The organism is Streptomyces sp. NPDC047108 (assembly GCF_040643575.1).
In the GTDB taxonomy this organism is placed as follows: domain Bacteria; phylum Actinomycetota; class Actinomycetes; order Streptomycetales; family Streptomycetaceae; genus Streptomyces.
On sequence record NZ_JBEYUP010000005.1, the window covers coordinates 370284 to 393298 of the forward strand.

Consider the following 23015-nt stretch of genomic DNA (forward strand, 5'->3'; position numbering starts at 1 on the left):
CGGCACGGACGGCACGGGAGGCACGGACCGCAACAGCCGTGCGCCGGTGGGCCGGTGACCCGTCGTCACCGGTCCGCGCTCCCTGCGCCCGCGGCGCTCGCGTCCGTCGCTGCCGGGCTCGTCCCTGCCGTGCCCGTCTCTGCCGTGCCCGTCCTTGCCGGGCTCGTCCCTACGGATCCGCGAGTGCTGCGTCCGATGTCCCTGGCCGCGGCGTCGATGGCGTCGCCGAGCCGTTCGAGCACGGCGTCGGCCTGCTCGTCGCTGATCGTGAGGGGCGGCAGAAGCCGGACGACGCCGGACCGTCGCCCGCCCACACCGACGATCAGGCCCCGCCGCAGACACTCGTTCTGGACGGCCGCGGCGAGGAGGGACGGCGCGTACTCCCCCGTCTCATTCCTGTCGCCGACCGTGCATGCCCAGCCTTCGGGCCCGGCCAGCTCGACGCCGATCATGAGCCCGCGCCCGCGTACGTCCACGACGCAAGGCCGCTGTGCCGCGAAGGCGCGCAACTGACGGATCATGCGTTCGCCAACTGTCGCGGCGCGTTCGGCCAGCCTGTTCTCGCGTACGTGCGCCAACGTTGCTGCACCTGCGGCGAGGGCGAGTTGGTTGCCCCGGAAGGCGCCCGCGCTCGCGCCCGGATGCCCGGGATCGAGATCGTCGCGGTAGACCATCACCGCCAGCGGCAGGCTGCCACCGATCGCCGCGGACAGCACCATCACGTCGGGCGCGACCCCGCTCCGCTCGACGGCCCAGAACGTCCCGGTCCGCCCGACGCCGGTCTGCATCTCGTCCACCACGAAGGGGATGCCGCGTGCGGCGGTGAGATGCCGCATTCTGCGCAGCCATTCGTCGGGGACGGGCATCAACTCGCCCTCACCCTGGACCGGTTCGACGATCACTCCGGCCGGGGGCTGCGCACCGCACTGCGGGGAGGTGAGCAGGTCCATCGCTCCGGCGCTCCCGGCCCAGGACGCGGGCGTTCGCGCGCGGCTCGGGTCAACGGTTCCCGGCAGATCACCGTTTCCCGGCGAGCAGGGGTCGTCGCTGGGATAGGGCAGACGCGTGACCCGTGGTGCCGGCGCCTGCCCGCGGGCATCGCCCCTGTCCGGGGAAGTACCGCCGACGGCCGCGGAGAAGGCGAACAGCCCGCTGCGCCCGGTCGCGGAGCACACGAGGTCGAGGGCGGCCCCCACCGCGTCGGTACCGGCAGGTCCGCAGAACCGTACGCGTCCCCGTTCGGCGAGCGGCCGGGGCAGAGTCCGGAGCAGCTCCGTGGTGAAGTCGTCCTCGACCGGCGTCGCAAGGTCCATGACGTGCAGTGGAGCGCCGGAGTCGAGGACGGACCGGATGGCCTCGAGCACCACCGGATGGTTGTGCCCCAGCACCAACGACCCTGCTCCCGAAAGGCAGTCGAGATAGCGCCGTCCGTCCGCCCCCTCGATCGTCAGCCCCCGTGCCCGTACCGGCACGATCGGCAGCGAGCACGCATCGGTACAGGCGGTGGATTCGGGCAACGACTCCCGCCGCAGAGCGCGCTCGGCAGTCGCGTCGGCCGGAAGGACGCCTGGTGTCGTCGGCGGCGGCTGGGTCACGGCCACGTCTCGTCGATCCTCCTGAACGCGCTGAACGCTCCCCCGCTGTCCCCCGTACGTACCAACGACGTCGAAGGCAGCGGATCACGGGCGAACGGGAGTTCCTCGGGAGCCCCGGGAGGCGGCGCGGAACCGCGAACCCGCCCGGCGCCGTCCCCCAGGACACCGGCATAGTGGGGGCCTGCGCCTCTCGTCGGCGTGCATGACACATCCATCGCAGGATCGAATACACGGGGGAGTTCCGCCCATGCCATCGATACGTCCGCCAGTCTTCCGGCGCTCCGGGCGGAGTGCGCTGCGAGCCCGTGGCTCCGCCGCGGCCGCGGTCGCTCTGACCGCTGTTCTGGCGGTCACCGCGACAGCGTGCGGTGCCTCGGAGGACGGCAGCAGCCCGAACCCCGGCGCGACCGCGACCTCGCAGGACCGGCAGGACGTGTCCCTGCCCAACTTCGAGGAGCGCCTGAAGGAACTGGGCGTCGATGTGGACAAGTGGAAGAACGGGGAGTGGAAGAACTGGAAGCGGGACGACTGGCTGCGTGAGGCCGGGGACTTCGTCAACCCGGTCATCGAGGACCTGTGGAAGCCCGAGCGCATGAAGGACGCGGAGGAGCCGCAGAAGACGGTTCCGGCCGACGTCTCGGGTGACCAGGGCGTCACCGACCCGGAGCCGCAGCCGGTGCAGGCCAAGGGCGTGAAGACGCCGTACCACGACAACGCGGCGCCGGTCGGCAAGGTCTTCTTCGACGGTCCTCAGGGCTCGATGGTCTGCTCCGCCACGGTGGTGAAGGACCCGGCGAACCCCGGGAAGTCCAACCTCGTCTGGACGGCGGGGCACTGCGTCCACGCGGGCAAGAACGGCGGCTGGTACCGCAACATCGCGTTCGTCCCGTCCTTCAACGACAACGGCGTCCCCGCCGGAGCCCTCAAGGGCACCCCGCGGGAGCAGGTCGCGCCCTACGGCGTCTACTGGGCCAACTGGGCGTCCACGTCGCAGCAGTGGATTTCCGAGGGCACCGAGAGCGGCGGCAACGGCGCTCCCCACGACTACGCGGTCCTGCATGTGAAGCCGGAGAAGGGCAGCGACGGCAAGTCGCTGGAGGAGACCGTCGGCGCGGCGCTGCCGGTCGAGTTCAACGCTCCCGCGGTGAAGAGCATCGACAGCATGGGTGCCTGGGGCTACCCGGCGGCACCGCCCTACGACGGCGCCAAGATGTTCTCCTGCATCGACCGTCCGGGCCGGTTCTCCCTGTCCTCGTCGCAGCCGACGATGTACCGCATCGGCTGCACCATGACCGGCGGTGCGTCGGGCGGCGGCTGGTTCGCCAATGGCAACGACGGCAAGCCGGCGCTGGTCTCCAACACCTCCATCGGCCCGCGCCCGGCTCGTTGGCTGGCCGGTCCCCACCTGGGACCGGAGGCGAAGAAGATGTTCGACGCCGTGAGCCGGAAGTTCGCCGGACAGTAGCCGCACTCCCGGGTCCGGCAGTCACCAGAGCCGCGCCCGGACGTACGACGAGGCCCGCCCCACCGAACTGGTGGGGCGGGCCTCGGGCTTCGTGCACATCAGGCGCCCGGCGCCTGCGGCTCGACGGCACCGGCCGTCTCACCCCGGAACACCGTGACACCCCGGAGCACTGGAGCTTGCCGGACGGTCGAGCCGTCAGGCAGCAGGGGCGAACGGCTGGAGTTCGGCCGCCAGTTCCTCGTGGACCCGTGCCTTGAGCAGTGTGCCCTCCGGGGTGTGCTCCTCGGAGATCACCTCGCCGTCGGCGTGGGCTCGCGAGACGAGCTGCCCGTGCGTGTACGGCACGAGTACCTCCACCTCGACCTGAGGCCGCGGCAGTTGCTCGTCGATGAGCGCCAGCAGCTCATCGATGTTCTTGCCGGTACGGGCCGACACCGCGATCGCCCGCGGCTCCATCCGCAACAGCCGCTGCAGAGCGAGCGGATCGGACGCGTCCGCCTTGTTGATGACCACGATCTCGGGCACGTCCACCGCGCCCACGTCGCGGATCACCTCGCGTACCGCGGCGAGCTGCTCCTCCGGAGCCGGATGCGCGCCGTCCACCACGTGCAGGATCAGGTCGGCGTCACCGACCTCCTCCATCGTGGAGCGGAACGCCTCGACGAGGTGGTGGGGAAGGTGGCGGACGAACCCGACGGTGTCGGCGAGGGTGTACAGCCGCCCGCTGGGCGTCTCCGCCCGGCGGACCGTCGGGTCCAGGGTGGCGAACAGCGCGTTCTCCACCAGCACACCCGCTCCCGTCAGACGGTTGAGCAGCGAGGACTTGCCCGCGTTGGTGTACCCGGCGATGGCGACCGAGGGGACCTTGTTGCGCCGGCGCTCCTGCCGCTTGATGTCGCGGCCGGTCTTCATCTCCGCGATCTCCCGGCGCATCTTGGCCATCTTCTCGCGGATCCGCCGCCGGTCCGTCTCGATCTTGGTCTCACCGGGACCACGGGTGGCCATTCCGCCGCCCGAGGATCCGGAGCCACCGCCACCCATCTGCCGGGACAGCGACTGACCCCAGCCGCGCAGCCGCGGCAGCATGTACTGCATCTGCGCGAGCGAGACCTGCGCCTTGCCCTCTCGGGACTTGGCGTGCTGGGCGAAGATGTCGAGGATCAGGGCGGTCCTGTCGACCACCTTGATCTTGACGACGTCCTCGAGGTGGATCAGCTGGCCCGGGGTGAGCTCACCGTCGCACACGACGGTGTCCGCCCCGGTCTCGATCACGATGTCACGCAGCTCCTGGGCCTTGCCCGAGCCGATGTACGTGGCCGGGTCGGGCTTGTCACGGCGCTGGATCACACCGTCCAGCACCAGAGCGCCCGCGGTCTCGGCCAGCGCGGCCAGCTCCGAGAGCGAGTTCTCGGCGTCCTGCACGGTGCCGGACGTCCAGACGCCGACCAGCACCACACGCTCCAGGCGCAGCTGCCGGTACTCGACCTCGGTGACGTCCTCGAGTTCGGTGGAGAGCCCCACGACCCGCCGCAGCGCGGCACGGTCGGAACGGTCGAACTGCTCGCCGTCACGCTCCCCGTCGATCTCGTGGCTCCAGGCGACGTCCTCTTCCATCAGGGCGTCGGCCCGAAGGCTTGCCGAAAAGCGCTGGGCGTCCTGCGAAGGGGAAGAGGAGGAGGTCATTTGATCCTTACGTCGATGGGAGTCCGCATCGGGTCAACGCGGTGGAGACCCGGAGGATTCCCGGGCCCGGCGCGCCGCGCCGCCGACACCGGAATGGTCGCACGGCGCGCCGGGGCCGTCACCCGGGTTTTCCGGGCGTTCCGGGCTTCCGGCCCGCCTGGTGCGGCCCGTGGTGGTGGGCTTGGGCGGCCTTGCGGGAGGTCGAGCGGTCGGCCTTCCAGTCCGGGTGCCCGGGCATCGGCGGCGTCGTTTCGCCGTACAGCCAGGACTTCAGGAACGCCGACTGGTCACGTCCGGAGATCTCCGAGGCGAGCGCGATGAAGCCCTGGGTCGAGCCGTTGCCGTGGCGGTAGCGGGAGGCCCAGTCACGCTCGAGCCGGTCGAACGCCTTCGTCCCGATCCGCTGCCGCAGCGCGTAGAGGACCAGGGCTCCGCCGTCGTAGACGATCGGCCGGAAGATGCTGATCTTCTTGCCCGGGGACGGCGGCTTGGGGGCGGCGGGCGGGCCGCCCTCGGTGCGCCACGCGTCGGACCGTGCGTACGCCCTGCGCATGCGCTCGGTCAGCGACACCCGGGAGACCTCGTGTGCGTACAGTGCCTCGTACCAGGTGGCGTGCCCCTCGCTGATCCACAGGTCGGACCACTCGGCGGGGCTGACGCTGTTGCCGAACCACTGGTGGGCCAGCTCGTGCACCATCACCGAGTCGACGTACGGCTCGGGGAACCGCGGATCGGTGAAGAGACCGCGTTCGAAGAGCGAGAGCGTCTGGGTCTCCAGCTCGAAACCGGTCTGGGCGTCGGCGATCAGCACGCCGTACGTCTCGAAGGGGTACCGGCCGACCTTCCGCTCCATCCAGGAGATCTGCCCCGGCGTCTTGGCCAGCCACTTCTTCAGGCGCGCGCGGTCTGCCGACGGCACCACGTCCCGCAGCGGCAGGCCGTGCGGCCCCTTGCGCGTGAGCACCGCGGAGCGGCCGATCGAGACCTGCGCCAGCTCCGTGGCCATGGGGTGATCGGTCCGGTACACCCAGGTGGTGGTCCGGCTCCCCCGGTCGTGGGAGACCGGCATTCCGGAGGCGACGACGGTCAGGGTCTTGGGGGCGACGACCCGGAACGTGAAGCGCGCCTTGTCGGCGGGGTGGTCGTTGGACGGGAAGACGCGGTGTGCGGCATCCGGCTGGTTCGCCATGGCCAGGCCGTCGCGGGTGCGTACCCATCCGCCGTCGGCGCCGGTTCCGGGGTCGCTGGTGTGCGCCACGTTGACGTGCATGCGGCTGCCGGAGGCGATCGGTTCGGCCGGTGTGACGGCCAGGTCCTCGCCGACGCTCCGGAAGCGGGCGCGTACGCCGTTGACCTCGACGGAGCGCACCTTGCCGCGGGCGAAGTCGAGGTTGAACCCTTCGAGCCGGGACGTGGCACGGGCGTCGATCGCCGTGACGGCCTGCAGCGGCTTGGTGTTGCTGCCCGAGTAGTCGAAGGCGAGGTCGTAGGCCAGGACGTCGTACCCCGGGTTCCCGAGGTGGGGATAGAGCCGGTCGCCGATCCCGAGCGGGGCCGGTGCCGGCGTCCCGGCTGCGACGAGGGTGACCATGGCGGCGGCCGCGAAAGCCGCGCTGCGTGCCCTGCGATGCGGGGATCGGATCATGCAATACGGCTATCAGCGCCTCCGTGTCCTCCGGGGGAGCCGCGCGCCGCACCCACCCGAAAGAGCGTGTCCCAGGCGTCCGGCCCCGGCTGCGCGACGAGCGGTGGTACGTGCGGCCGCGCGAGCCGTCAGACACGGTTCCGCGGTACGGCGGTGACCGCCCGCTGCGCGCGCGTCACGTCGTACACCCCCGGCACCTTGAGCATCGCGCGCATCAGTGCCGGCAGCCGCGCGGCGTCCGGGAGCTCGAGCGTGTAGGTGTGCCGGACGGTCTGCTCCCGCGGCGGCTCCACCGCGGCCGCGACGATGGCCGCGCCCTCGGTCGCGATGGCCTCCGTGAGGTCGGCCAGCAGCGTCGGCCGACCTAACGCCTCGGCGAGGAGCGTCACACGGCAGTCCCCCGAGGTGCCGTCGCCCCGTCCGCGCCAGCTCACTCCCACTGGATGCCGCCCCGCGACCTGCATGCGCGCCACCGCGGGGCACTGTGTGCGGTGCACGGTGACAGCCCCGCCGCGGACCGCGAACCCGGTGACCGAGTCGGGCGGCACGGGCGTGCAGCAGCCCGCGAACCGCACCGTCGCCTCCGGCATGTCGGCGACGGCCGCCACGGCCCTGCTGTGTCCCGGGCCCTTTCCGGCCGCTTCCCCGGCAGGGCCGGGCTCGGTGGCGTACTCCTGCCCGGGTCCGGCCGGGGCGCCGAAGTCCGCGAGCGGGGCGTCCGGGTGGGCTGCGAGCCAGCCCCTGATGCTGATGCGCGCCCCGGGCGTGCGCGCATGCTCCAGCCACTCCGGGGAGGGGCCCGCGGCGGCGTCCGGGGCGAGGAGGAGCTGCAGGGTGTCGCCGTCGGCCAGCACCGTGGACAGCGCCGCCAGACGGCCGTTGACGCGCGCGCCGATGCAGGCGTGCGCGGCCTCGCCGTGCAGCGCGTACGCCGCGTCCACGCAACTCGCGCCCGCCGGAAGCCCGAACGCTCCCCCGCCCGTGCGGAAGACGGTGATCTCCCCGTCCTGGGCGAGGTCGTCGCGCAGAGAACTCCAGAACGTGTCCGGGTCGGGCGCCGACTGCTGCCAGGCGAGCAGCCGGGACAGCCAGCCCGGCCGCGTGGGGTCCGCGCGCTCGCCCTCCTGGGCGCGCTCGGCGCTTCCCTCCGCCTCGGCGGTCGCGGCGTACGGGTTCCCGAGAGCGATCACCCCGGCCTCGGCCACCCGGTGCATCTGGTGCGTACGGATGAGGACTTCGGCCACCTCCCCGCCCCGACGTCCGACGACTCCGGTGTGCAGGGACTGGTAGAGGTTGAACTTCGGGACGGCGATGAAGTCCTTGAACTCCGAGATGACCGGCGTGAAGCAGGTGTGCAACTCGCCCAGCACCGCATAGCAGTCGGCGTCCTCGGAGACGAGCACCATGATGCGGCCGAGGTCGGCGCCTCCCAGCTCGCCGCGCTTGCGGTGGACGCGGTGGACCGACACCAAGTGCCGTGGCCGGACACGGACTTCGGCCGCGATGCCCGCCTCGCGCAGTACGGACCGCACGTCTTCCGCGATCGCGGGGAGTGGGTCGGGCCGTTCCGCCTGGTCCAGGAGGAGAGCCCGGGTCAGCTGGTACTCCTCGGGGTGGAGGATGGCGAAGACCAGGTCCTCGAGCTCGGTCTTGAGGGCCTGGACGCCGAGCCGCTCGGCCAGCGGGATCAGGACGTCCCGCGTCACCCGGGCGATCCTGGCCTGCTTCTCGGGCCGCATGACGCCGAGGGTCCGCATATTGTGGAGCCGGTCGGCGAGCTTGATGGACATCACGCGGACGTCGTTGCCGGTGGCCACGAGCATCTTGCGGAACGTCTCGGGCTCGGCTGCCGCGCCGTAGTCGACCTTCTCCAGCTTGGTGACGCCGTCGACGAGGTAGCCGACGCCGTCGCCGAACTCCTCCCGTACCTGGTCGAGCGTCACATCCGTGTCCTCGACGGTGTCGTGGAGGAGCGAGGCCGTCAGGGTCGTGGTCTCGGCGCCGAGTTCGGCCAGGATGAGGGTGACGGCCAGCGGATGGGTGATGTACGGCTCGCCGCTCTTGCGCATCTGGCCGCGGTGGGAGGACTCCGCCAGGACATAGGCACGGCGCAAGGGGTCCAGGTCCGCCCGGGGGTGGTGCGCGCGATGCACCTTCGCCACATGCTCGATCGCGTCCGGCAGACGGTCCTTGGGAGCGGGCCCGAGCAGGGCGGCACGGCCGAGTCTGCGGAGTTCGATGCGTCGCGGGCGGCCGCGCCTGCGGACAGGAGGACCGGAACTGGGGTCCTCTGCGGTCATGGGCTCCTCCGGCGGCGTCGACCGGCGGGGCTCGTTGACCCGGGCCTGCGCCCGACGCCCGGCCGGTCCTTGATGCTACCGATCCCGTCCGCTACCTCCGAACCGGTACCGCCCCGTGCGAGGCGGACCACCCGTTCGAGCGAAGATTCAGGCGAAAGCCCTTGCGACCCAGTCGGCTTCGATGAGGCCTTCTGCCACGAGTACGGCCGGGCCCGTCATCTCCACGCGCCCGTCGGGGTGTTCGGAGATGACCAGGCTGCCGCCGGGCAGGTCGACGGTGTAGGTGACGGGCCGTCCGGTCACGGCCGGGTCGTGCCCGTCGCGGCGGGCCGCGGCGACCATGACGGCGCAGGCTCCCGTGCCGCAGGAGCGGGTCTCCCCCGAACCGCGCTCGTGGACGCGCATCGCGACGTGGCCGGGGCCGCGGTCGACGACGAACTCCACGTTGGTGCCGTCCGGGTAGGCGGAGGCGGGCTGTACGGGCGGGGCGGTGAACAGATCGCCCGCGTGGTCCAGGTCCTCGACGAAGGCGACGGCGTGCGGGTTGCCCATGTTGACGTGACGGGCGGACCAGCTCCGGTCTCCCACGGAGACGGTGACCTCGCCCTCCGGGAGGGTGGCCTTGCCCATCTCGACGGTGATGTCGCCACCGGAACCGGCCGCGGCCTGTGCGGGCGCGGTCTTCGCGATGTGCACACGGCGGACCCCGGCACGGGTGGCGATGGACAGGTCGCCCTCGTCGACCAGTCCCGCGCGCTGGAGATAGCGGGCGAAGACGCGGACCCCGTTGCCGCACATCTCGGCGACGCTGCCGTCGCTGTTGCGGTAGTCCATGAACCACTCGGCCTGCGCGGCCATCTCCGCGGCATCGGGATGCGCGGCCGACCGTACGACGTGCAGGAGCCCGTCGCCGCCGATCCCCGCCCGCCGGTCGCACAGGCGCGCCACGACGCCCGCCGACAGCTCCAGGGTGTTGTCGGGGTCCGGGATGATCACGAAGTCGTTCTCGGTGCCGTGGCCCTTGAAGAACGGGATCTGCGCAGTGCTCACCCCTCGATCCTACGGGTCCGCGCGCCACAGGAGCCCCCTGGTGCCCCTCGAGCGCACTCGACGGCCCTCGACGGTCGCAGGAGGCGGACAGCGCTTACCGGGAGAGCCTGCGCCCGCGCGCTCCTGCGCGGAGGGGCCACGGGCCGGATGGGGCGCGTCAGCGGAGCCGGGCCACGCGCCAGATCGCGAGGGTGGCGACCGTGATCACCATGAGCGCGTAGAGCACGACGATGCGCCAGTCGGGGCGCTTGCCGGATCCGCGTGCCGGGAGACCCGGCCAGGTGAGGCCGGCCCGGCGGCCGGCCATCATGCCCCAGCCGGCGGCGCAACTGCTGATGAGCAGACCGAGCATCGCCACCACGGCTCCGCCGTCACCGAATTCGAAGGCGAGCGGGAACGCGAACATCAGAGACCCAGCCGCCGCGAGCACGACGATCGGGGCGATCTGCCAGATCCGCAGCCGGGCGGGCGGACGGAGTTCGCGGAAGGACTCCCCGCCCGGGGTCTCGCTGTCGGGACCGTCCGGAGTCAGCTCGTCGAGCGTGAGACCTTCCGGGGTCAGCGCGTCCGGAGTCAGGTCGTTCCGCCCCTCGCCCGGTACGCGCCCGTGCGGCAGGTCGTCCGACTGCTCCTCGCGCGGTGGATACCGCTTGTCGCGAGGGCCGGCCTCCATCGACACGCGCCCTCCCAACTCAGACATCACGCTCAGACATCACGACGGACATCGCGGCTCGATCGAAGGTCGATGATGACACGCTCGAGGAGCCCCGGAAGACGCCCGGAGCGTCCCGATGCCATCACGTGATCAGGCTGTGACCGCTCGTTCGACCAACGCCAACGCCTGCCCGACGAGTTCCTGCCGCCGGTCGCCCGCCCCGCTGAGCCAGTGCACCCGGGGATCACGGCGGAACCACGAGTCCTGGCGGCGCGCGAAACGCTTCGTCGCGCGCACGGTCTCGGCCCGCGCCTCGTCCTCGGTGCACTCCCCGGCGAGCGCGGCGAGCACCTGCTGGTAACCGAGCGCGCGCGAGGCCGTCCGCCCTTCCCGCAGCCCGGCGGCCTCCAGGGTGCGGACCTCCTCGACGAGGCCCGCGTCCCACATGCGGTCCACGCGCAGCGCGATCCGCTCGTCCAGTTCGGGCCGTTCGACGTCGACACCGATCTGCACCGTGTCGTACACCGCTTCGTGACCGGGGAGGTTGGCGGTGAACGGACGGCCGGTGATCTCGATGACCTCGAGCGCGCGGACGATGCGCCGGCCGTTGCTCGGCAGGATGGCGCGGCCCGCCTCGGGGTCGGCGGCGGTGAGGCGGGCGTGGAGGACACCCGGGCCCCGCTCCTCCAACTCGGCCTCCAGGCGCGCCCGTACGGCAGGATCGGTGCCGGGGAACTCCAGGGCATCGATGGCGCCGCGCACGTACAACCCCGAACCGCCCACCAGGACCGGGGTGCTGCCCTCTTCCAGCAGCCGGTCGATCTCCGCCCGTGCCCGCCGCTGGTACTCGGCGACGCTCGCGGTCTCGGTCACGTCCCAGATGTCGAGAAGGTGATGCGGAACGCCCTGGCGCTCGGCGGAGGTGAGCTTGGCGGTGCCGATGTCCATGCCCTGGTAGAGCTGCATCGAGTCGGCGTTGACGACCTCACCGCCGAAGTGCCGGGCGAGGGCCACCCCCAGATCCGACTTTCCGGCTGCGGTGGGTCCGACGACGGCGATGACCGAGGACACAGGTGCTGCGCTTTTCACTGGCACAGTCTTGCAAATGTCCGGGCCGCTCCTCGAACGAGTGGCGTGACGGTCCGGGCCCGGGGTCGTTTCCTGTTGCGAGGTTCCGCACGCCGGTTTACCGGCCGGTGCCGCCGGGCGACGCCAGGGAACGCCGTGGAAGGCGCGGTACCTCGCTCACACGAGTAGTCTATGGAGTTGATATGGGCGTTTTTGCAAGGTTTCGACGTCGTTCGTCCTCGGCGTCAACGGAGCAGGCGGTCGACGCCACTCCGACGGCGGAAACCGCAGAGGCTGCCGTAGAGGAGCCGGCAGAAGCCGCGAAGCCGTCCGAGACGGCCGAGGGAGTCGAGATTCCCAAGCAGCAGTCCGCGGACGAGGCAGCCGACAGCGAGACCGGTGAGAGCGCCCGGAACTAGTCCTCCGACAGGGAAGGTGGCCGGCCCATGGGGATGATGGACAAGGTCAAGGCCAAGCTCAACCGGGGCAAGGCCGAAGACGCCGCAAGCCAGCACCGGGACCAGATCGACAAGGGTATGGACACGGCGGCCTCCAAGGCCGACGAGAAGACCCAGGGCAAGTACAGCAGCCAGATCGACACCGGTCGCGACAAGGCGAAGGAATCCCTCGACCGCCGCTCCGAGCAGCAGAAGGACGAGGGCAAGGGCGCCTGACCTGCAACAGGACCTCTACGGAACACGGCCGCGAAGCACTGCGCTTCGCGGCCGTCCGCGTTTTCTCAGCCGCCTGCAACGGCCCGCGCGGCATCCGCGCTCGGCGCGGAGGCGGCCGGCTACGACCAGGTCGCCACGAAGTAACCCACGCCGTACGGAGCGTCGTCGTAGAGGAGACGGCCGTCGAGCCCCGCGCCCTCACCCGCACCCGCGAGCACCTGCCAGGCCGGGCGGCCGGCGGCCCGCACCTCGTAGGCCAGCTCCTCGTCGAGGCCCAGCAGGGCCGCGGTGTCGGCCTCGGCCAGGGCGCGGGCGGCTTCGGCGTCGAATCCAGCGGCGCGTTCGTCGAGGTAGCCGGGAGCCTTGAGGGTCCGGCAGGCGCTGCCGTCCCCCATGATCAGGAGGGCGACGCGTTCGGCACCGGCCGCCACCTGGCGGCCCGTCTCGGCGCAGCGGTCAGCGGCGAGCGGTTCGCCGATGCCGAGCCCTTCGACGGGCGAGGCGTCCCAGCGGGCGCGCTCCAGCAGCCAGGCGGCCACGGCCAGCGAGGGCGGCAGTTCAGGCATTCCGGGGGCGCCGGAACCCGGGCCGAGACGTACGTCCACGTCGACCCCGTAGCCACGGAACGAGCCGGCCGAGCCCTGGGGGTGCGGGCCGCGTCCGTCCCGGTCGGCGGGGCCGACCACGAGCAGGCGCTCGGGGCGTGCGGCGGCGAGCACGCCGAGGGCGTCGGAGCAGGCGGTGCGGAGAGGGTCGAGCTCCGGGGCGGCGCCGGCGGCCACCTCGGGGACGAGCAGGGGCGGCGCGGGGCATACGGCGGCTGCGGCAAGCATGTCCCGCACCTTAACGCCCGGGGGACGGCGCCCCGCGGTCCGCGGCGCCGCCTGTCGATGGGGATCCCCGGACCCGCCGGTGATCGACGGGCCGGGGCGCGACGGGCAGCGGTGCGGTCAGTCGCAGCCGCAGGCCGATGCGGGAGCGGGCGCCGGAGCCGGTGCGCCGATGGTCGGCAGGCCCAGCATGACGCCCGTCGGCGCCGGAGGGGCGGCGTTGCGGCGCTCCCAGGCGTCGCCCGCCCGGGTGCGGCGGACGCCCTTGGCCGGGCCCTCGGCCAGCAGGTGGTGCGGCGCGGCGTAGGTGATCTCGGCCTCGACGACGTCACCGGGGCGCACGGGCTCATCGGGGCGCGTGAAGTGGACGAGCCGGTTGTCGGGGGCGCGGCCGGAGAGGCGGTGGGTGGCGTCGTCCTTGCGCCCCTCGCCCTCGGCGACCAGGACCTCGAGGGTGCGGCCGACCTGCTTCTTGTTCTCCGCCCAGGAGATCTCCTCCTGGAGGGCGACGAGGCGCTCGTAGCGGGCCTGGACGACCTGCTTGGGGATCTGGCCGTCCATCTCGGCGGCCGGGGTGCCGGGGCGCTTGGAGTACTGGAACGTGAAGGCCTGCGCGAAGCGCGCCTCGCGCACCACGTGCATGGTCTCCTCGAAGTCCTCCTCGGTCTCGCCGGGGAAGCCCACGATGATGTCGGTGGAGATGGCGGCGTCCGGCATCGCGGCGCGCACCTTCTCGATGATCCCGAGGTAGCGGTCCTGGCGGTACGAGCGGCGCATCGCCTTGAGCACGGAGTTCGAGCCGGACTGCAGCGGCATGTGGAGCTGCGGCATCACGTTGGGTGTCTCGGCCATAGCGGCGATCACGTCGTCGGTGAAGTCACGCGGGTGGGGCGAGGTGAAGCGCACGCGCTCCAGGCCCTCGATGGAGCCGCAGGCGCGCAGGAGCTTGGAGAACGCCTCGCGGTCGCCGATGTCGGAGCCGTAGGCGTTGACGTTCTGGCCGAGCAGCGTGATCTCGGAGACGCCTTCGGCGACCAGTGCCTCGGCCTCGGCGAGGATGTCGCCCGGCCGCCGGTCCTTCTCCTTGCCGCGGAGCGCCGGGACGATACAGAACGTGCAGGTGTTGTTACAGCCGACCGAGATGGACACCCAGGCCGCGTACGCGGATTCGCGGCGGGTGGGGAGGGTGGAGGGGAAGGCTTCGAGGGATTCGGCGATCTCGACCTGCGCCTCTTCCTGGACGCGGGCGCGCTCCAGCAGCACGGGCAGCTTGCCGATGTTGTGGGTGCCGAAGACGACGTCGACCCAGGGCGCCTTCTTGACGATGGTGTCGCGGTCCTTCTGCGCCAGGCAGCCTCCGACGGCGATCTGCATGCCGGGCCGCCTGGCCTTCATCGGCGCCAGCCGGCCGAGGTTGCCGTAGAGCCGGTTGTCCGCGTTCTCCCGCACCGCGCAGGTGTTGAAGACGACGACATCGGCCTCGCCCTCACCGGTCCCCTCGGGCGCACGGACGAACCCGGCGTCCTCCAGCAGACCGGAGAGCCGCTCGGAGTCGTGGACATTCATCTGGCACCCGTAGGTGCGCACCTCGTAAGTCTTCGCGCTCATCTCGCCCACCAGGGTACGTGCTCGCGCCTCGGGTCCGTCCCCGCCTCGGTTATCCACAGGCCTGGCCCGTCCGGCGAGCGAGCTGGCAGGATCGCTCGCATGGAAACGCCACATATCCGCATCGGCAGAGTTCGCGCCGTCGAGGCCGCGGTCGCGGCCGTCGTCGCGCTCGGACTGCTGCTGTGGTGGCTGCTGCCCGTCGGCGAGACGCCGTCCCCGCGGGGGACGGTCTCGTTCGCGACGGGCGTGCCCACAGGGGTCTATGCGCGCTATGGCGAACTGCTGCAGCGGAGCATGGCCAAGGATCTCCCCGATGTCGATGTGCGGCTGAACTCCAGCGAAGGGTCGGTGCAGAACATCAAGCGGCTGGTGTCCGGCGAGGCGGGCTTCAGCATCGCCGCGGCGGACGCGGTCGCGGCGTACATCGACGAGGGCGGCAAGGACGCCGAGCGGCTGCGGGCGTGCGCGCGGCTCTACGACGACTACATGCAGCTCGTGGTCCCCGCCGGTTCGGGTGTGCTGCGCACGGCCGACCTCAAGGGGAAGCGGGTCGCCATCGGCCAGAAGGGCTCGGGGGTGAGCCTGATAACGGGCCGGCTGCTGAAGGCGGCGGGGCTCGACCCGGCGAAGGACATCGAGCCCGTGGAGGTCGGCATCGACAAGATGCCGGACCTGCTGCGGCAAGGGAAGATCGACGCCTTCTTCTGGTCGGGCGGACTGCCGACCCAGGCCGTCTCCCATCTCGCCGACGACTTCGACATACGGCTGGTGCAGCTCGGCGACCTGGTCGACGAGTTGCACGCCCAGGGCCCGGCGGCGCGGCACTACCGGGCCGCGGTGATGCCGGCCGACGCCTATCCCGAGGCGCAGAACGGGAAGGCGGTGCGGACGCTGGCAGTCGCGAATCTGCTGGTGACCACGGACCGGGCGGAGCCCGGGCTGACCGAGGGCATCACGCGGACGGTGATCGGCAGCCGGGACCGCATAGGCAGCGAGGTCCACGCGGCGCAGCTCGTGGACCTGCGGACGGCGATCTTCACGGACCCGCTGGAACTGCACGAGGGTGCCCGCCGCTACTACCGCTCGGTCAAACCCTGACCGGACCGGTACGGCGCTCGTGTTCAGGGGCGTGGTGCCTTCGGCAGACGTGTCGCGGAGGCACCGGCCGAGCGGTGACGCTCGTGGCCTGTGGGGACCGTCCGCTGTGCGGATAGGTGGACCGCACGGCTGGACGGCTGTTACGGCTGTTACGGCTGTGGGACGTGCGGCGCTTTCCGCGCGGAGCCCGGGTGTTGGGGGGCCGGGTGTCGGGTGGTCCGGGTGTCGGGGGGCCGGCTGACTGCGGGCGCGCGACGCTGTGCACCCGTTCCGGGCCGTACGAGCTGTGCACCCGTCCGCGGTCCGTATGACCCGCCCTGCAGGGGCGTGCCGTACGGACCGCGGACGGAGCGTCGGTCAGGCCCGGGTCCGTGAGAAGCGGAGCGTGACGAGTTCGAAGGGACGCAGCGACAGCGTCACGGCACCGTCCTCCAGCCGGGGGCCCGGGCCGGGAGCGTCCGGCAGCGTGCGTTCCAGAAGGTCGGTCGCGACGACGCCCGCCGTCGCGAAGCCGGGGGTCATGCGGGCCGCGGCCCGGCCGCCGCGCGACTCGTAAGCCCGGACGACGACATCGCCGCTGCCGTCGTCGGCCAGCTTGACGGCGGTGACCACCACGGCGTCGTGGTCGACGGTCACGAGTGGGGCGACCTCGGCGTCGCCAGGGACCCGGCGCTCGGGGAGGTTGCTGCGGTAGCCCTCGCGGACCGCGTCCCCGATCTCCGCGCCGGGGACGAGCGCGTAGTGGAAGCGGTGCACGCCCTGGTCGGTCTCGGGGTCGGGGAAGCGGGGGGCGCGGAGCAGGGAGAGGCGGACCGTGGTGGTCGTCCCCCGGTCGTCGCGGACGGTCCGGGTGACGTCGTGCCCGTACGTGGAGTCGTTGACCAGGGCGACGCCCCAGCCGGGTTCCTCGAGATGGACGAAGCGGTGGTTGCAGGCTTCGAACTTGGCCGCTTCCCAACTGGTGTTGGTGTGGGTCGGACGGAAGAGGTGACCGAATTGGGTCTCGGAGGCGTACCGGTCGGCGTGGAGGTCGACCGGGAAGGATGCTTTGAGGAACTTCTCCGTCTCGTGCCAGTCGACCTCGGTGTCGATGTCGAGCCGCTTCTCGCCGGCCGCGAGCGTCAGGATCTGGGTGGCCTTCGAGCTGCCGAACGACCTGACCACGCGGACGGCGACCGCTTCCGGGCCGTCGGCGGCCACGGCGAGTTCGTCGGCGTCAACGAGGTCGGTGACGGTGTTGCGGTAGAAGGCGTCCACGTCCCAGGCGTCCCACATGTTGGGGAAGTCGGGGTGGAGTTGGAGGAGGTTGGCCGCCTGCCCGGGTGCGACGGTCTCCCGGCCGGAGTCGAGGTCGTACGCGGAGAGCACGAGACCGCGCTCGTCGATCTCCACCCGGAGAAGACCGTTGTCCAGGACGTACCCGCCGCCGGACCGCTGGGTGAGGTTCGCGTGGCCCGGCGCCGTTGTGCTCGGTGCGGCTCCGCCGGCCGGGACGCCACCGCGGGTGTGCGGCGCCCCGTTGAAGACGAGTTCGCGGCCCGATGCGGCGTCGCCCGCCAGCGCGCGCTGTGCCCCGGCGATGATGCCGTACAGCTCCTCGGCCACCGCGGCATAGGTCTTCTCGGCCTCGCGGTGCACCCAGGCGATGGACGAGCCCGGGAGGATGTCGTGGAACTGGTGCAGCAGCACGGTCTTCCAGAGCCGGTCCAGCTGCTCGTAGGGGTAGGCGAATCCGTTTCGTACGGCGGCCGTGGCCGCCCACAGTTCGGCCTCGTGCAGGAGGTGTTCGCTGCGCCGGTTGCCCTGCTTGGTCCGTGCCTGGCTGGTGAGGGTCGCGCGGTGCAGCTCCAGGTACAGCTCGCCGACCCACACCGGCGGATTCTCGTACTCGGCCTCGGCCTTGGCGAAGAACGCGGCCGGCGGCTCCCAGACGACCTGCGCCGAGCCTTCGAGATCGCGCAGCCGGGCGGCTTTGGCCACCATCTCGCGGGTGGTGCCGCCTCCGCCGTCACCCCAGCCGGTGGGGGCCAGGGAGTGGCGCGCCGAGCCCTTGTCCCTGAAGTTGCTCTCGGCATGGGCGATCTCGTGACCGTTCATCGAGCAGTTGTAGGTGTCGACCGGCGGGAAGTGGGTGAAGATCCGGGTGCCGTCGATGCCCTCCCACAGGAAGGTGTGGTGCGGGAACTTGTTGATCTGGCTCCAGGAGATCTTCTGGGTGAGCAGCCACTTCGATCCCGCGGCTTTGATGATCTGCGGGAGACCGGCCGCGAAGCCGAAGGTGTCGGGCAGCCACGCCTCGTCGTTGTCGACGCCGAACTCGTCGATGAAGAACCGCTTGCCGTGCACGAACTGCCGGGCCATCGCCTCGGATCCGGGCATGTTGGTGTCCGACTCGACCCACATGCCTCCGGCCGGCACGAACCGGCCGTCGGCCACGGCCTTCTTCACCTTCGCGTAGACCTCGGGCCGGTGTTCCTTGATCCAGGCGAACTGCTGGGCCTGCGACATGGCGAAGACGAAGTCCGGCTCGTCCTCGATCAGGGCGGTCATGTTGGAGGCGGTGCGGGCCACCTTCCGTACGGTCTCCCGCAGAGGCCACAGCCAGGCGGAGTCGATGTGGGCATGGCCCACGGCGCTGATCCGGTGCGCGGACGGCCGGGCGGGGGTGGTCAGCACGCCTTCCAGCTGCTCGCGCGCGGCGGCTGCCGTACCACCCACGTCCTGCAGGTCGATGACGTCGAGGGCGCGGCCGACGGCGCGCAGCAGGTCCCAGCGGCGGGCGCCCTCGACCGGGAGTTCGTGCATCAGCTCGCCCAGGACCTCCAGGTCCTGGATGAGCGCCCAGACGGTCTCGTCGAGAACGGCGAGATCCATGCGCGCGATGCGGTAGAGCGGGTCGGTACCGGCCGTCTCCTTCTCGCCCAGCAGGGTCGGGCGGAACGGGTTGTCGCCCAGGATCACGGGGTTGGAAGCGGCCTCCAGGTGCCACAGCACCTCCTCGCCGCCGGCCACGGGAGAGCCGACCCGCACCCACTGGTTGCGGGGATTGAGGCCCTTCACCGGGGTTCCGTCGGGGAGGTGGACGAGGGCCTCGCACTGGAAGCCGGGCATGCGCTCGTCGAAGCCCAGGTCCAGCAGGGCCTCGACCGTCTTCCCCGCCCACTCCTCCGGCACCCTGCCGGCGACCCGGAACCATGTGGTGCCCCACGGCGCGCCCCACTGGTCACCCGCGGACACCGGGCTGTGCTCGGCGGCAAGGCCCTCGGAGACCGGTACCGGCTCACCGGGGGCGACCCAGGCGGCCACCTCCAGCGGCACGGACGCGGGGTAGAGGGCGGGGCGGATGCGCTCCTCGAGGACGCGTCCCAGCCGGGCTTCGATCAGCTTGCGGTCGTCGTGCATAACAGAGTGCTCCGTAACTGCCGGTCGGCTGTGCGGGCTCGTGACGTTCGGAAGGCGGAGGTCCGGGGCGGGCGGGAGGTCGGGGCGCCCGGCACTCCCGATGCGGGGGCGCGGACGGGCGTCGGTGGCGGTCGGGTGTCCGTGACGGTCGGGCGTTCGGTGACGGTCGGGCGGCGGCGGGTCCGAGCGGTCGGTGGGCGGAGGCGGTCCGCGTCGGCCGCATCCGGCTCCGGGCCAGGGCCCTGGTCGGGGTCAGTCCACCTGGTCCGGGGCGACGACCTCGGTGATCCCCCGGGCGCCGAGATGTTCACCATCCCGCGCCCGGTCGGCGAGCACAACGGCGGGGCGCGCGCCCTGGGCCGCCAGCTTCATCCAGGCCTCGAAGACCTGCCCACCAGGGCCGCAGGTGGAACGCAGCGGGGCGGATTCGCTTCCGCCCACGTCCACGGCCAGCGCCGTCGAGCGCACCGCGGGCCGGTGTTCGCGTCCCCGCCACTCCTCGACGATCCGGGCGATGGCGTGCCCCGCGGGCTTGGGCTCCCCGTCGTTGGTGAGCAGGCCGAGCCCGTACTCCAGGTCGGGGAAGTCGGCCAGGGTGCGGGAGACGTCGTGGGAGCACCACCACGTCACGCCCCACAGATCGGGGCAGTCCAGGGCGCGGGCCACGGTCGCCTCGGTGAACTCCGCCGCGTGCTGCGGCGGGATGTGCGGGGCGGGGGCGCCGACCTCCTGCAGCCACACCGGGCGGTGCGGGTCCAGGGCCCAGGCCTTGGACAGCTCGATCAGATAGGCCGCGTGGTGCTCGGTGGCGGTGCCGGTGCGGCCGTACCGCTGCGCCGTGCCGTTGAAGACCCAGGAGTGGACGGCGGTGGCCGCGCCGAGCCGCGCCGCGTGGGCGGGGGTGAAGGGGTGCCCGTCCTGGTACCAGGCGGCGTCGTACGCGGCGTGCAGATGGAGTCGGCCGGGCGCTCCCGCCTCGCAGGCGCCGAGCATCCGCCGCAGCCACGCGCCGGCCTGCTCCTGGCTGATCGTGTCGGGATCGGGGTGAGGGCTGTCCGAGAACTGGTTGACCTCGTTGCCGACGGTCATCCCGATGAAGCCGGGCCGTCCGTCCAGGGCGGCGGCCAGGGTGCGGAGGTACTCGGCCTGAGCCGCGACGACGTCGGGGTCGGTGAAGAGATTGCGCCGGTGCCAGGTCCGCGTCCACGCGGGCAGGAAGTCGAAACTCGACAGGTGTCCCTGGAGCCCGTCGACGTTCACGTCCAGGCCGCGTTCGGCGGCCGCGTCGACGAGGCGCACCAACTGGTCGACGGCACGCGGGCGGATGAGGGTCCGATTGGGCTGGAACAGCGGCCAGAGCGGGAAGACCCGTACGTGGTCGAGGCCGAGGGCGGCCACGGCGTCGAGGTCCGCGCGTACGGCGTCGAGGTCGAAGTCGAGCCAGTGGTGGAACCAGCCCTGGGACGGGGTGTAGTTGGCGCCGAATCGCAAGCGGTCGGTCATGGAGGGCAGCAGTCCAATCCAGGGGTGCCGACAGGGGCGGGGCGGACGGGCGGCGGCTTGGGACGGTCGGGCGGCGCGCGTTCCGCGCGCCAGGGCGGCTTCCGCGGCGCGGACCGGCCCGGGGGTCAGCCCTTCACGGCGCCCTCCCCCACGCCCCGGAAGAAGTAACGCTGAAGGCAGGCGAAGCCGCATCGCCCTGCCGTCGGTCAAGGGCACCCTCGCCGTCGTGGCGATCTTCGCCTTCATGGGTACCTGGGACGACTTCCTCTGGCCGCTCATCGTGCTCAGCGACCCCGAGAACTTCACGCTCACCATCGGGCTGAACTATCTGCACGGGACCTTCGCCGACGACGAGCGGCTCGTCGCGGCGGGCACCGTCATCGCCGTCCTCCCGCTCATCGTGATGCCCATGTCGCCGACCGATCGACTGTCACCGCGCTGCCCTTCGCCACCACCTTCAACACCGGTCACGGCACCGGCTGGTACGAGGACGGCCGAGCGGACGTCGGACGCCGAGTGGAACCACCTGGGCCTGCAGGACCGGCTGCCCGGCCGCCGCTGGGCGGTCGCCGGCACCGGCCCCCGGCCCCGCGTGGGCTTCACCTTCGACGCGGCCTAGCACGGCGGCAGCAGCGTGCTCGTCGAGGGCGAACTCGCCTCCCCCGCCACCCTCGAGCTGTACGGGACGCGACTGGACCTCGGCACGGACGCGACGACCGTACGGATCGTCCACCGGGCGGAGCCGGGTTCGCGCCCGGTCGGCGTCGACGTGGCCGTCGCCTTCGAGGAACCGCAGTCGCCGGGCGCGCCCGTGACGTACACCTACCTGCCCGCGGGGACCGTGGAGGGCGGCGACGGCTGGACCACGTCGACCGTACGGCTGGAGGGGAGCGCCGGGCGCACCGTGTACGCCCTCGGCGTCCGGCTCACCGCGCCCGGCGGGCCCGCCCGGTGGCGGCTCGGCGCGCTCACGGTCGGCTCCGCCCCCGCGCCCGCCGCTCCGGCCTCCGCCCGGATCACCGCGGCCCGGCTCGTCTCCGCGGACGAGGCCGAGCTGCGCATCGCCTGGGAGCCGGCGGACAGCGACGATCCGGTGCACCACTACGAGGTGCACCAGCTCCAGCCGGACGGCGGGCGGCGCTTCCTCGGCGGCACCTGCTCGCGCGCGTACTACGTTCCGGGTCTCCGCCGCACGGGCGGTGAGGCGGAGACCCGCCTGGAGGTGCGGGCGGTGGGTGCGTCGTACGCCGTGTCCGGTCCGGCGCCGTTCACCCATCGGTGGTGAGAGGGATCGTCCAGCACCACCACCGGGGGTGCGCGGAGGGCGGGGGTTGCGGGCAGCTGTGCGCGGAGGTTCCGTGGGAGCAGCCGCTCGGGACGCACCGGAGGGACGGAGGCGCGCATGGCCGCTCCGTGGCACACCCGGGTTCCGGCGGCGAGGCGCGCCGCGGGGCTGCTGCTCGCCGTGGTGCTGGGGCTTCTCACGGCGGGGTGCGGGGGTGCGGAGGGTACGGCGCCGGGCGGTCCCACGAGCGGTCCGCCGGGGGCGTCGACCACCGCGCCTCCCTCTCCCTCCTCTTCCGCCTTCTCGCCGTCCGCCACGGCGCAGGAGAGCGTGGAGGAAGACATCGACGCGGCGGTGTCGGTCGTCGACCGCTACTGGTCGGATCACTGGAACGACCTGTTCACCGGGGACTACCGGCCCCCGAAGATCCTGGGCGGCTACGACGGGTCGTCCGCCCGTGTCCCCGCCTGCGCCGGTGAGCCGCTCGCCGACGACAACGCCGTCTACTGCGCCCCCGCCGACTTCCTCGCCTGGGACGTCGACCTGATGAACGCCGGTCACCGCGCCGGGGACGCCTGGGTCTATCTCGTGATCGCCCACGAGTGGGGGCACGCGATCCAGAGCAGGATCAACAGCGATCTCGTCGCCCGCCAGCTCGAGCTCCAGGCCGACTGCCTGGCCGGGGCCGTGCTCTTCGGCGCCGCCGAGGACGGCACCCTGCGGTTCGAGAACGGTGACACGGAGGAACTCACCCAGGCCCTGACGGTGCTCGCCGACGACACCCCCTGGACGAAGGCGACGGACCACGGGAACGCCACGGAGCGCATCGGGGCCTTCGAGCGGGGCGCGGAGGACGGTGTGAAGGGCTGCATCCCGAGCTGAGACGCGGGTCCTCCCACGGCAGCCCCGGCCCGTGACCTGTGGCCGCCGGTGGGACGAGGCCCGTACGCCAGGCGGCCGAAGGCGGCGGGCGGCCCGGGCCGGGCGGGGAAGGGTGATCCACAACCACTTCGGATCACGCGACCCACCGACCGGACCTGATTCACCGGGAGACCAGATGCGATCTCGTTCCGCCCGTGCCGCCGTCCTCGCCCCTCTCGCCGCCCTCGGCGGTGCGTTCGTGACGGCGGCGCCGGCCGGCGCCGCCGTCACGA

16 protein-coding genes and 1 pseudogene are annotated in these 23015 nt (G+C 72.1%); 6 read left to right on the plus strand and 11 right to left on the minus strand.

What is annotated here, in order from left to right:
* Window positions 1-65 precede the first annotated feature (65 nt).
* Window positions 66-1532 (minus strand): aminotransferase class III-fold pyridoxal phosphate-dependent enzyme, encoded by a 1467-nt coding sequence (locus tag ABZ822_RS14615; protein WP_360852454.1) that lies wholly within the window; start codon window positions 1530-1532, stop codon window positions 66-68.
* Between the two features lie 310 nt (window positions 1533-1842).
* Here ABZ822_RS14615 and ABZ822_RS14620 point away from each other — a divergent pair, with 310 nt between their 5' ends.
* Window positions 1843-3060 carry a hypothetical protein gene (locus tag ABZ822_RS14620; protein WP_360852347.1) on the plus strand — a complete coding sequence of 406 codons (1218 nt, stop codon included), beginning with the start codon at window positions 1843-1845 and terminating at the stop codon, window positions 3058-3060.
* Between the two features lie 195 nt (window positions 3061-3255).
* On the opposite strand, the gene hflX is transcribed toward ABZ822_RS14620, so the two are convergent.
* The 6 genes from hflX to miaA form a co-directional block, all read right to left on the minus strand.
* Window positions 3256-4743 carry a GTPase HflX gene (gene hflX, locus ABZ822_RS14625; protein WP_360852350.1) on the minus strand — a complete coding sequence of 496 codons (1488 nt, stop codon included), beginning with the start codon at window positions 4741-4743 and terminating at the stop codon, window positions 3256-3258.
* Window positions 4744-4861: 118 nt separating this feature from the next.
* A complete protein-coding gene (locus tag ABZ822_RS14630) occupies window positions 4862-6388 on the minus strand; it encodes a M1 family metallopeptidase (RefSeq protein WP_360852352.1) in 1527 nt (508 codons plus the stop codon).
* Between the two features lie 128 nt (window positions 6389-6516).
* On the minus strand, window positions 6517-8688 hold the full coding sequence (locus tag ABZ822_RS14635; protein WP_360852355.1) for an HD domain-containing protein: 2172 nt from the start codon (window positions 8686-8688) through the stop codon (window positions 6517-6519).
* Between the two features lie 147 nt (window positions 8689-8835).
* Window positions 8836-9738: a diaminopimelate epimerase gene (dapF, locus tag ABZ822_RS14640; RefSeq protein ID WP_360852358.1), complete on the minus strand. Its 903-nt coding sequence runs from the start codon at window positions 9736-9738 to the stop codon at window positions 8836-8838.
* Between the two features lie 157 nt (window positions 9739-9895).
* Window positions 9896-10411 carry a hypothetical protein gene (locus tag ABZ822_RS14645; protein ID WP_360852457.1) on the minus strand — a complete coding sequence of 172 codons (516 nt, stop codon included), beginning with the start codon at window positions 10409-10411 and terminating at the stop codon, window positions 9896-9898.
* A 132-nt stretch (window positions 10412-10543) separates the two neighbouring features.
* Window positions 10544-11482 carry a tRNA (adenosine(37)-N6)-dimethylallyltransferase MiaA gene (gene miaA / locus ABZ822_RS14650; protein ID WP_360852361.1) on the minus strand — a complete coding sequence of 313 codons (939 nt, stop codon included), beginning with the start codon at window positions 11480-11482 and terminating at the stop codon, window positions 10544-10546.
* Window positions 11483-11907: 425 nt separating this feature from the next.
* Between miaA and ABZ822_RS14655 the strand changes: the two genes are divergently transcribed.
* Entirely contained in the window at window positions 11908-12135 is a 228-nt protein-coding gene (locus tag ABZ822_RS14655) for an antitoxin (protein WP_360852364.1), read from the plus strand.
* A 119-nt stretch (window positions 12136-12254) separates the two neighbouring features.
* Here ABZ822_RS14655 and ABZ822_RS14660 read toward each other — a convergent pair whose 3' ends face one another.
* Both ABZ822_RS14660 and miaB read right to left on the minus strand, forming a co-directional pair.
* Window positions 12255-12968, minus strand: coding sequence for a class III extradiol dioxygenase subunit B-like domain-containing protein (locus tag ABZ822_RS14660; RefSeq protein ID WP_360852367.1), 714 nt, complete (start codon window positions 12966-12968; stop codon window positions 12255-12257).
* 117 nt (window positions 12969-13085) lie between these two features.
* Entirely contained in the window at window positions 13086-14573 is a 1488-nt protein-coding gene (gene miaB, locus ABZ822_RS14665; RefSeq protein ID WP_360852370.1) for a tRNA (N6-isopentenyl adenosine(37)-C2)-methylthiotransferase MiaB, read from the minus strand.
* Between the two features lie 99 nt (window positions 14574-14672).
* Here miaB and ABZ822_RS14670 point away from each other — a divergent pair, with 99 nt between their 5' ends.
* Window positions 14673-15671: a TAXI family TRAP transporter solute-binding subunit gene (locus ABZ822_RS14670; protein ID WP_360852373.1), complete on the plus strand. Its 999-nt coding sequence runs from the start codon at window positions 14673-14675 to the stop codon at window positions 15669-15671.
* Between the two features lie 357 nt (window positions 15672-16028).
* On the opposite strand, the gene ABZ822_RS14675 is transcribed toward ABZ822_RS14670, so the two are convergent.
* Together ABZ822_RS14675 and ABZ822_RS14680 are read right to left on the minus strand one after the other, a co-directional pair.
* Entirely contained in the window at window positions 16029-19073 is a 3045-nt protein-coding gene (locus ABZ822_RS14675) for a glycoside hydrolase family 38 C-terminal domain-containing protein (RefSeq protein WP_360852376.1), read from the minus strand.
* 252 nt (window positions 19074-19325) lie between these two features.
* Complete coding sequence (locus ABZ822_RS14680) at window positions 19326-20576, minus strand: glycosyl hydrolase (RefSeq protein WP_360852379.1); 1251 nt, start codon at window positions 20574-20576, stop codon at window positions 19326-19328.
* A gap of 187 nt (window positions 20577-20763) precedes the next feature.
* On the opposite strand from ABZ822_RS14680, the pseudogene ABZ822_RS14685 reads away from it, so the two are divergent.
* The 3 genes and pseudogenes from ABZ822_RS14685 to ABZ822_RS14695 form a co-directional block, all read left to right on the plus strand.
* A pseudogene (locus ABZ822_RS14685) lies at window positions 20764-20982 on the plus strand (carbohydrate ABC transporter permease); the annotation flags it as partial.
* A gap of 228 nt (window positions 20983-21210) precedes the next feature.
* On the plus strand, window positions 21211-21861 hold the full coding sequence (locus tag ABZ822_RS14690; protein ID WP_360852381.1) for a hypothetical protein: 651 nt from the start codon (window positions 21211-21213) through the stop codon (window positions 21859-21861).
* A gap of 117 nt (window positions 21862-21978) precedes the next feature.
* Window positions 21979-22743 carry a hypothetical protein gene (locus tag ABZ822_RS14695; RefSeq protein ID WP_360852384.1) on the plus strand — a complete coding sequence of 255 codons (765 nt, stop codon included), beginning with the start codon at window positions 21979-21981 and terminating at the stop codon, window positions 22741-22743.
* Window positions 22744-23015: the final 272 nt, after the last annotated feature.

Coding starts and splice junctions, on each gene's coding strand:
- ABZ822_RS14620 (WP_360852347.1), top strand. CDS start 1,843: ATGCCATCGATACGTCCGCCAGTCTTCCGGCGCTCCGGGCGGAGTGCG.
- hflX (WP_360852350.1), bottom strand. CDS start 4,743: ATGACCTCCTCCTCTTCCCCTTCGCAGGACGCCCAGCGCTTTTCGGCA.
- ABZ822_RS14630 (WP_360852352.1), bottom strand. CDS start 6,388: ATGATCCGATCCCCGCATCGCAGGGCACGCAGCGCGGCTTTCGCGGCC.
- ABZ822_RS14635 (WP_360852355.1), bottom strand. CDS start 8,688: ATGACCGCAGAGGACCCCAGTTCCGGTCCTCCTGTCCGCAGGCGCGGC.
- ABZ822_RS14645 (WP_360852457.1), bottom strand. CDS start 10,411: ATGGAGGCCGGCCCTCGCGACAAGCGGTATCCACCGCGCGAGGAGCAG.
- ABZ822_RS14655 (WP_360852364.1), top strand. CDS start 11,908: ATGGGGATGATGGACAAGGTCAAGGCCAAGCTCAACCGGGGCAAGGCC.
- ABZ822_RS14660 (WP_360852367.1), bottom strand. CDS start 12,968: ATGCTTGCCGCAGCCGCCGTATGCCCCGCGCCGCCCCTGCTCGTCCCC.
- miaB (WP_360852370.1), bottom strand. CDS start 14,573: ATGAGCGCGAAGACTTACGAGGTGCGCACCTACGGGTGCCAGATGAAT.
- ABZ822_RS14670 (WP_360852373.1), top strand. CDS start 14,673: ATGGAAACGCCACATATCCGCATCGGCAGAGTTCGCGCCGTCGAGGCC.
- ABZ822_RS14675 (WP_360852376.1), bottom strand. CDS start 19,073: ATGCACGACGACCGCAAGCTGATCGAAGCCCGGCTGGGACGCGTCCTC.
- ABZ822_RS14680 (WP_360852379.1), bottom strand. CDS start 20,576: ATGACCGACCGCTTGCGATTCGGCGCCAACTACACCCCGTCCCAGGGC.
- ABZ822_RS14695 (WP_360852384.1), top strand. CDS start 21,979: ATGGCCGCTCCGTGGCACACCCGGGTTCCGGCGGCGAGGCGCGCCGCG.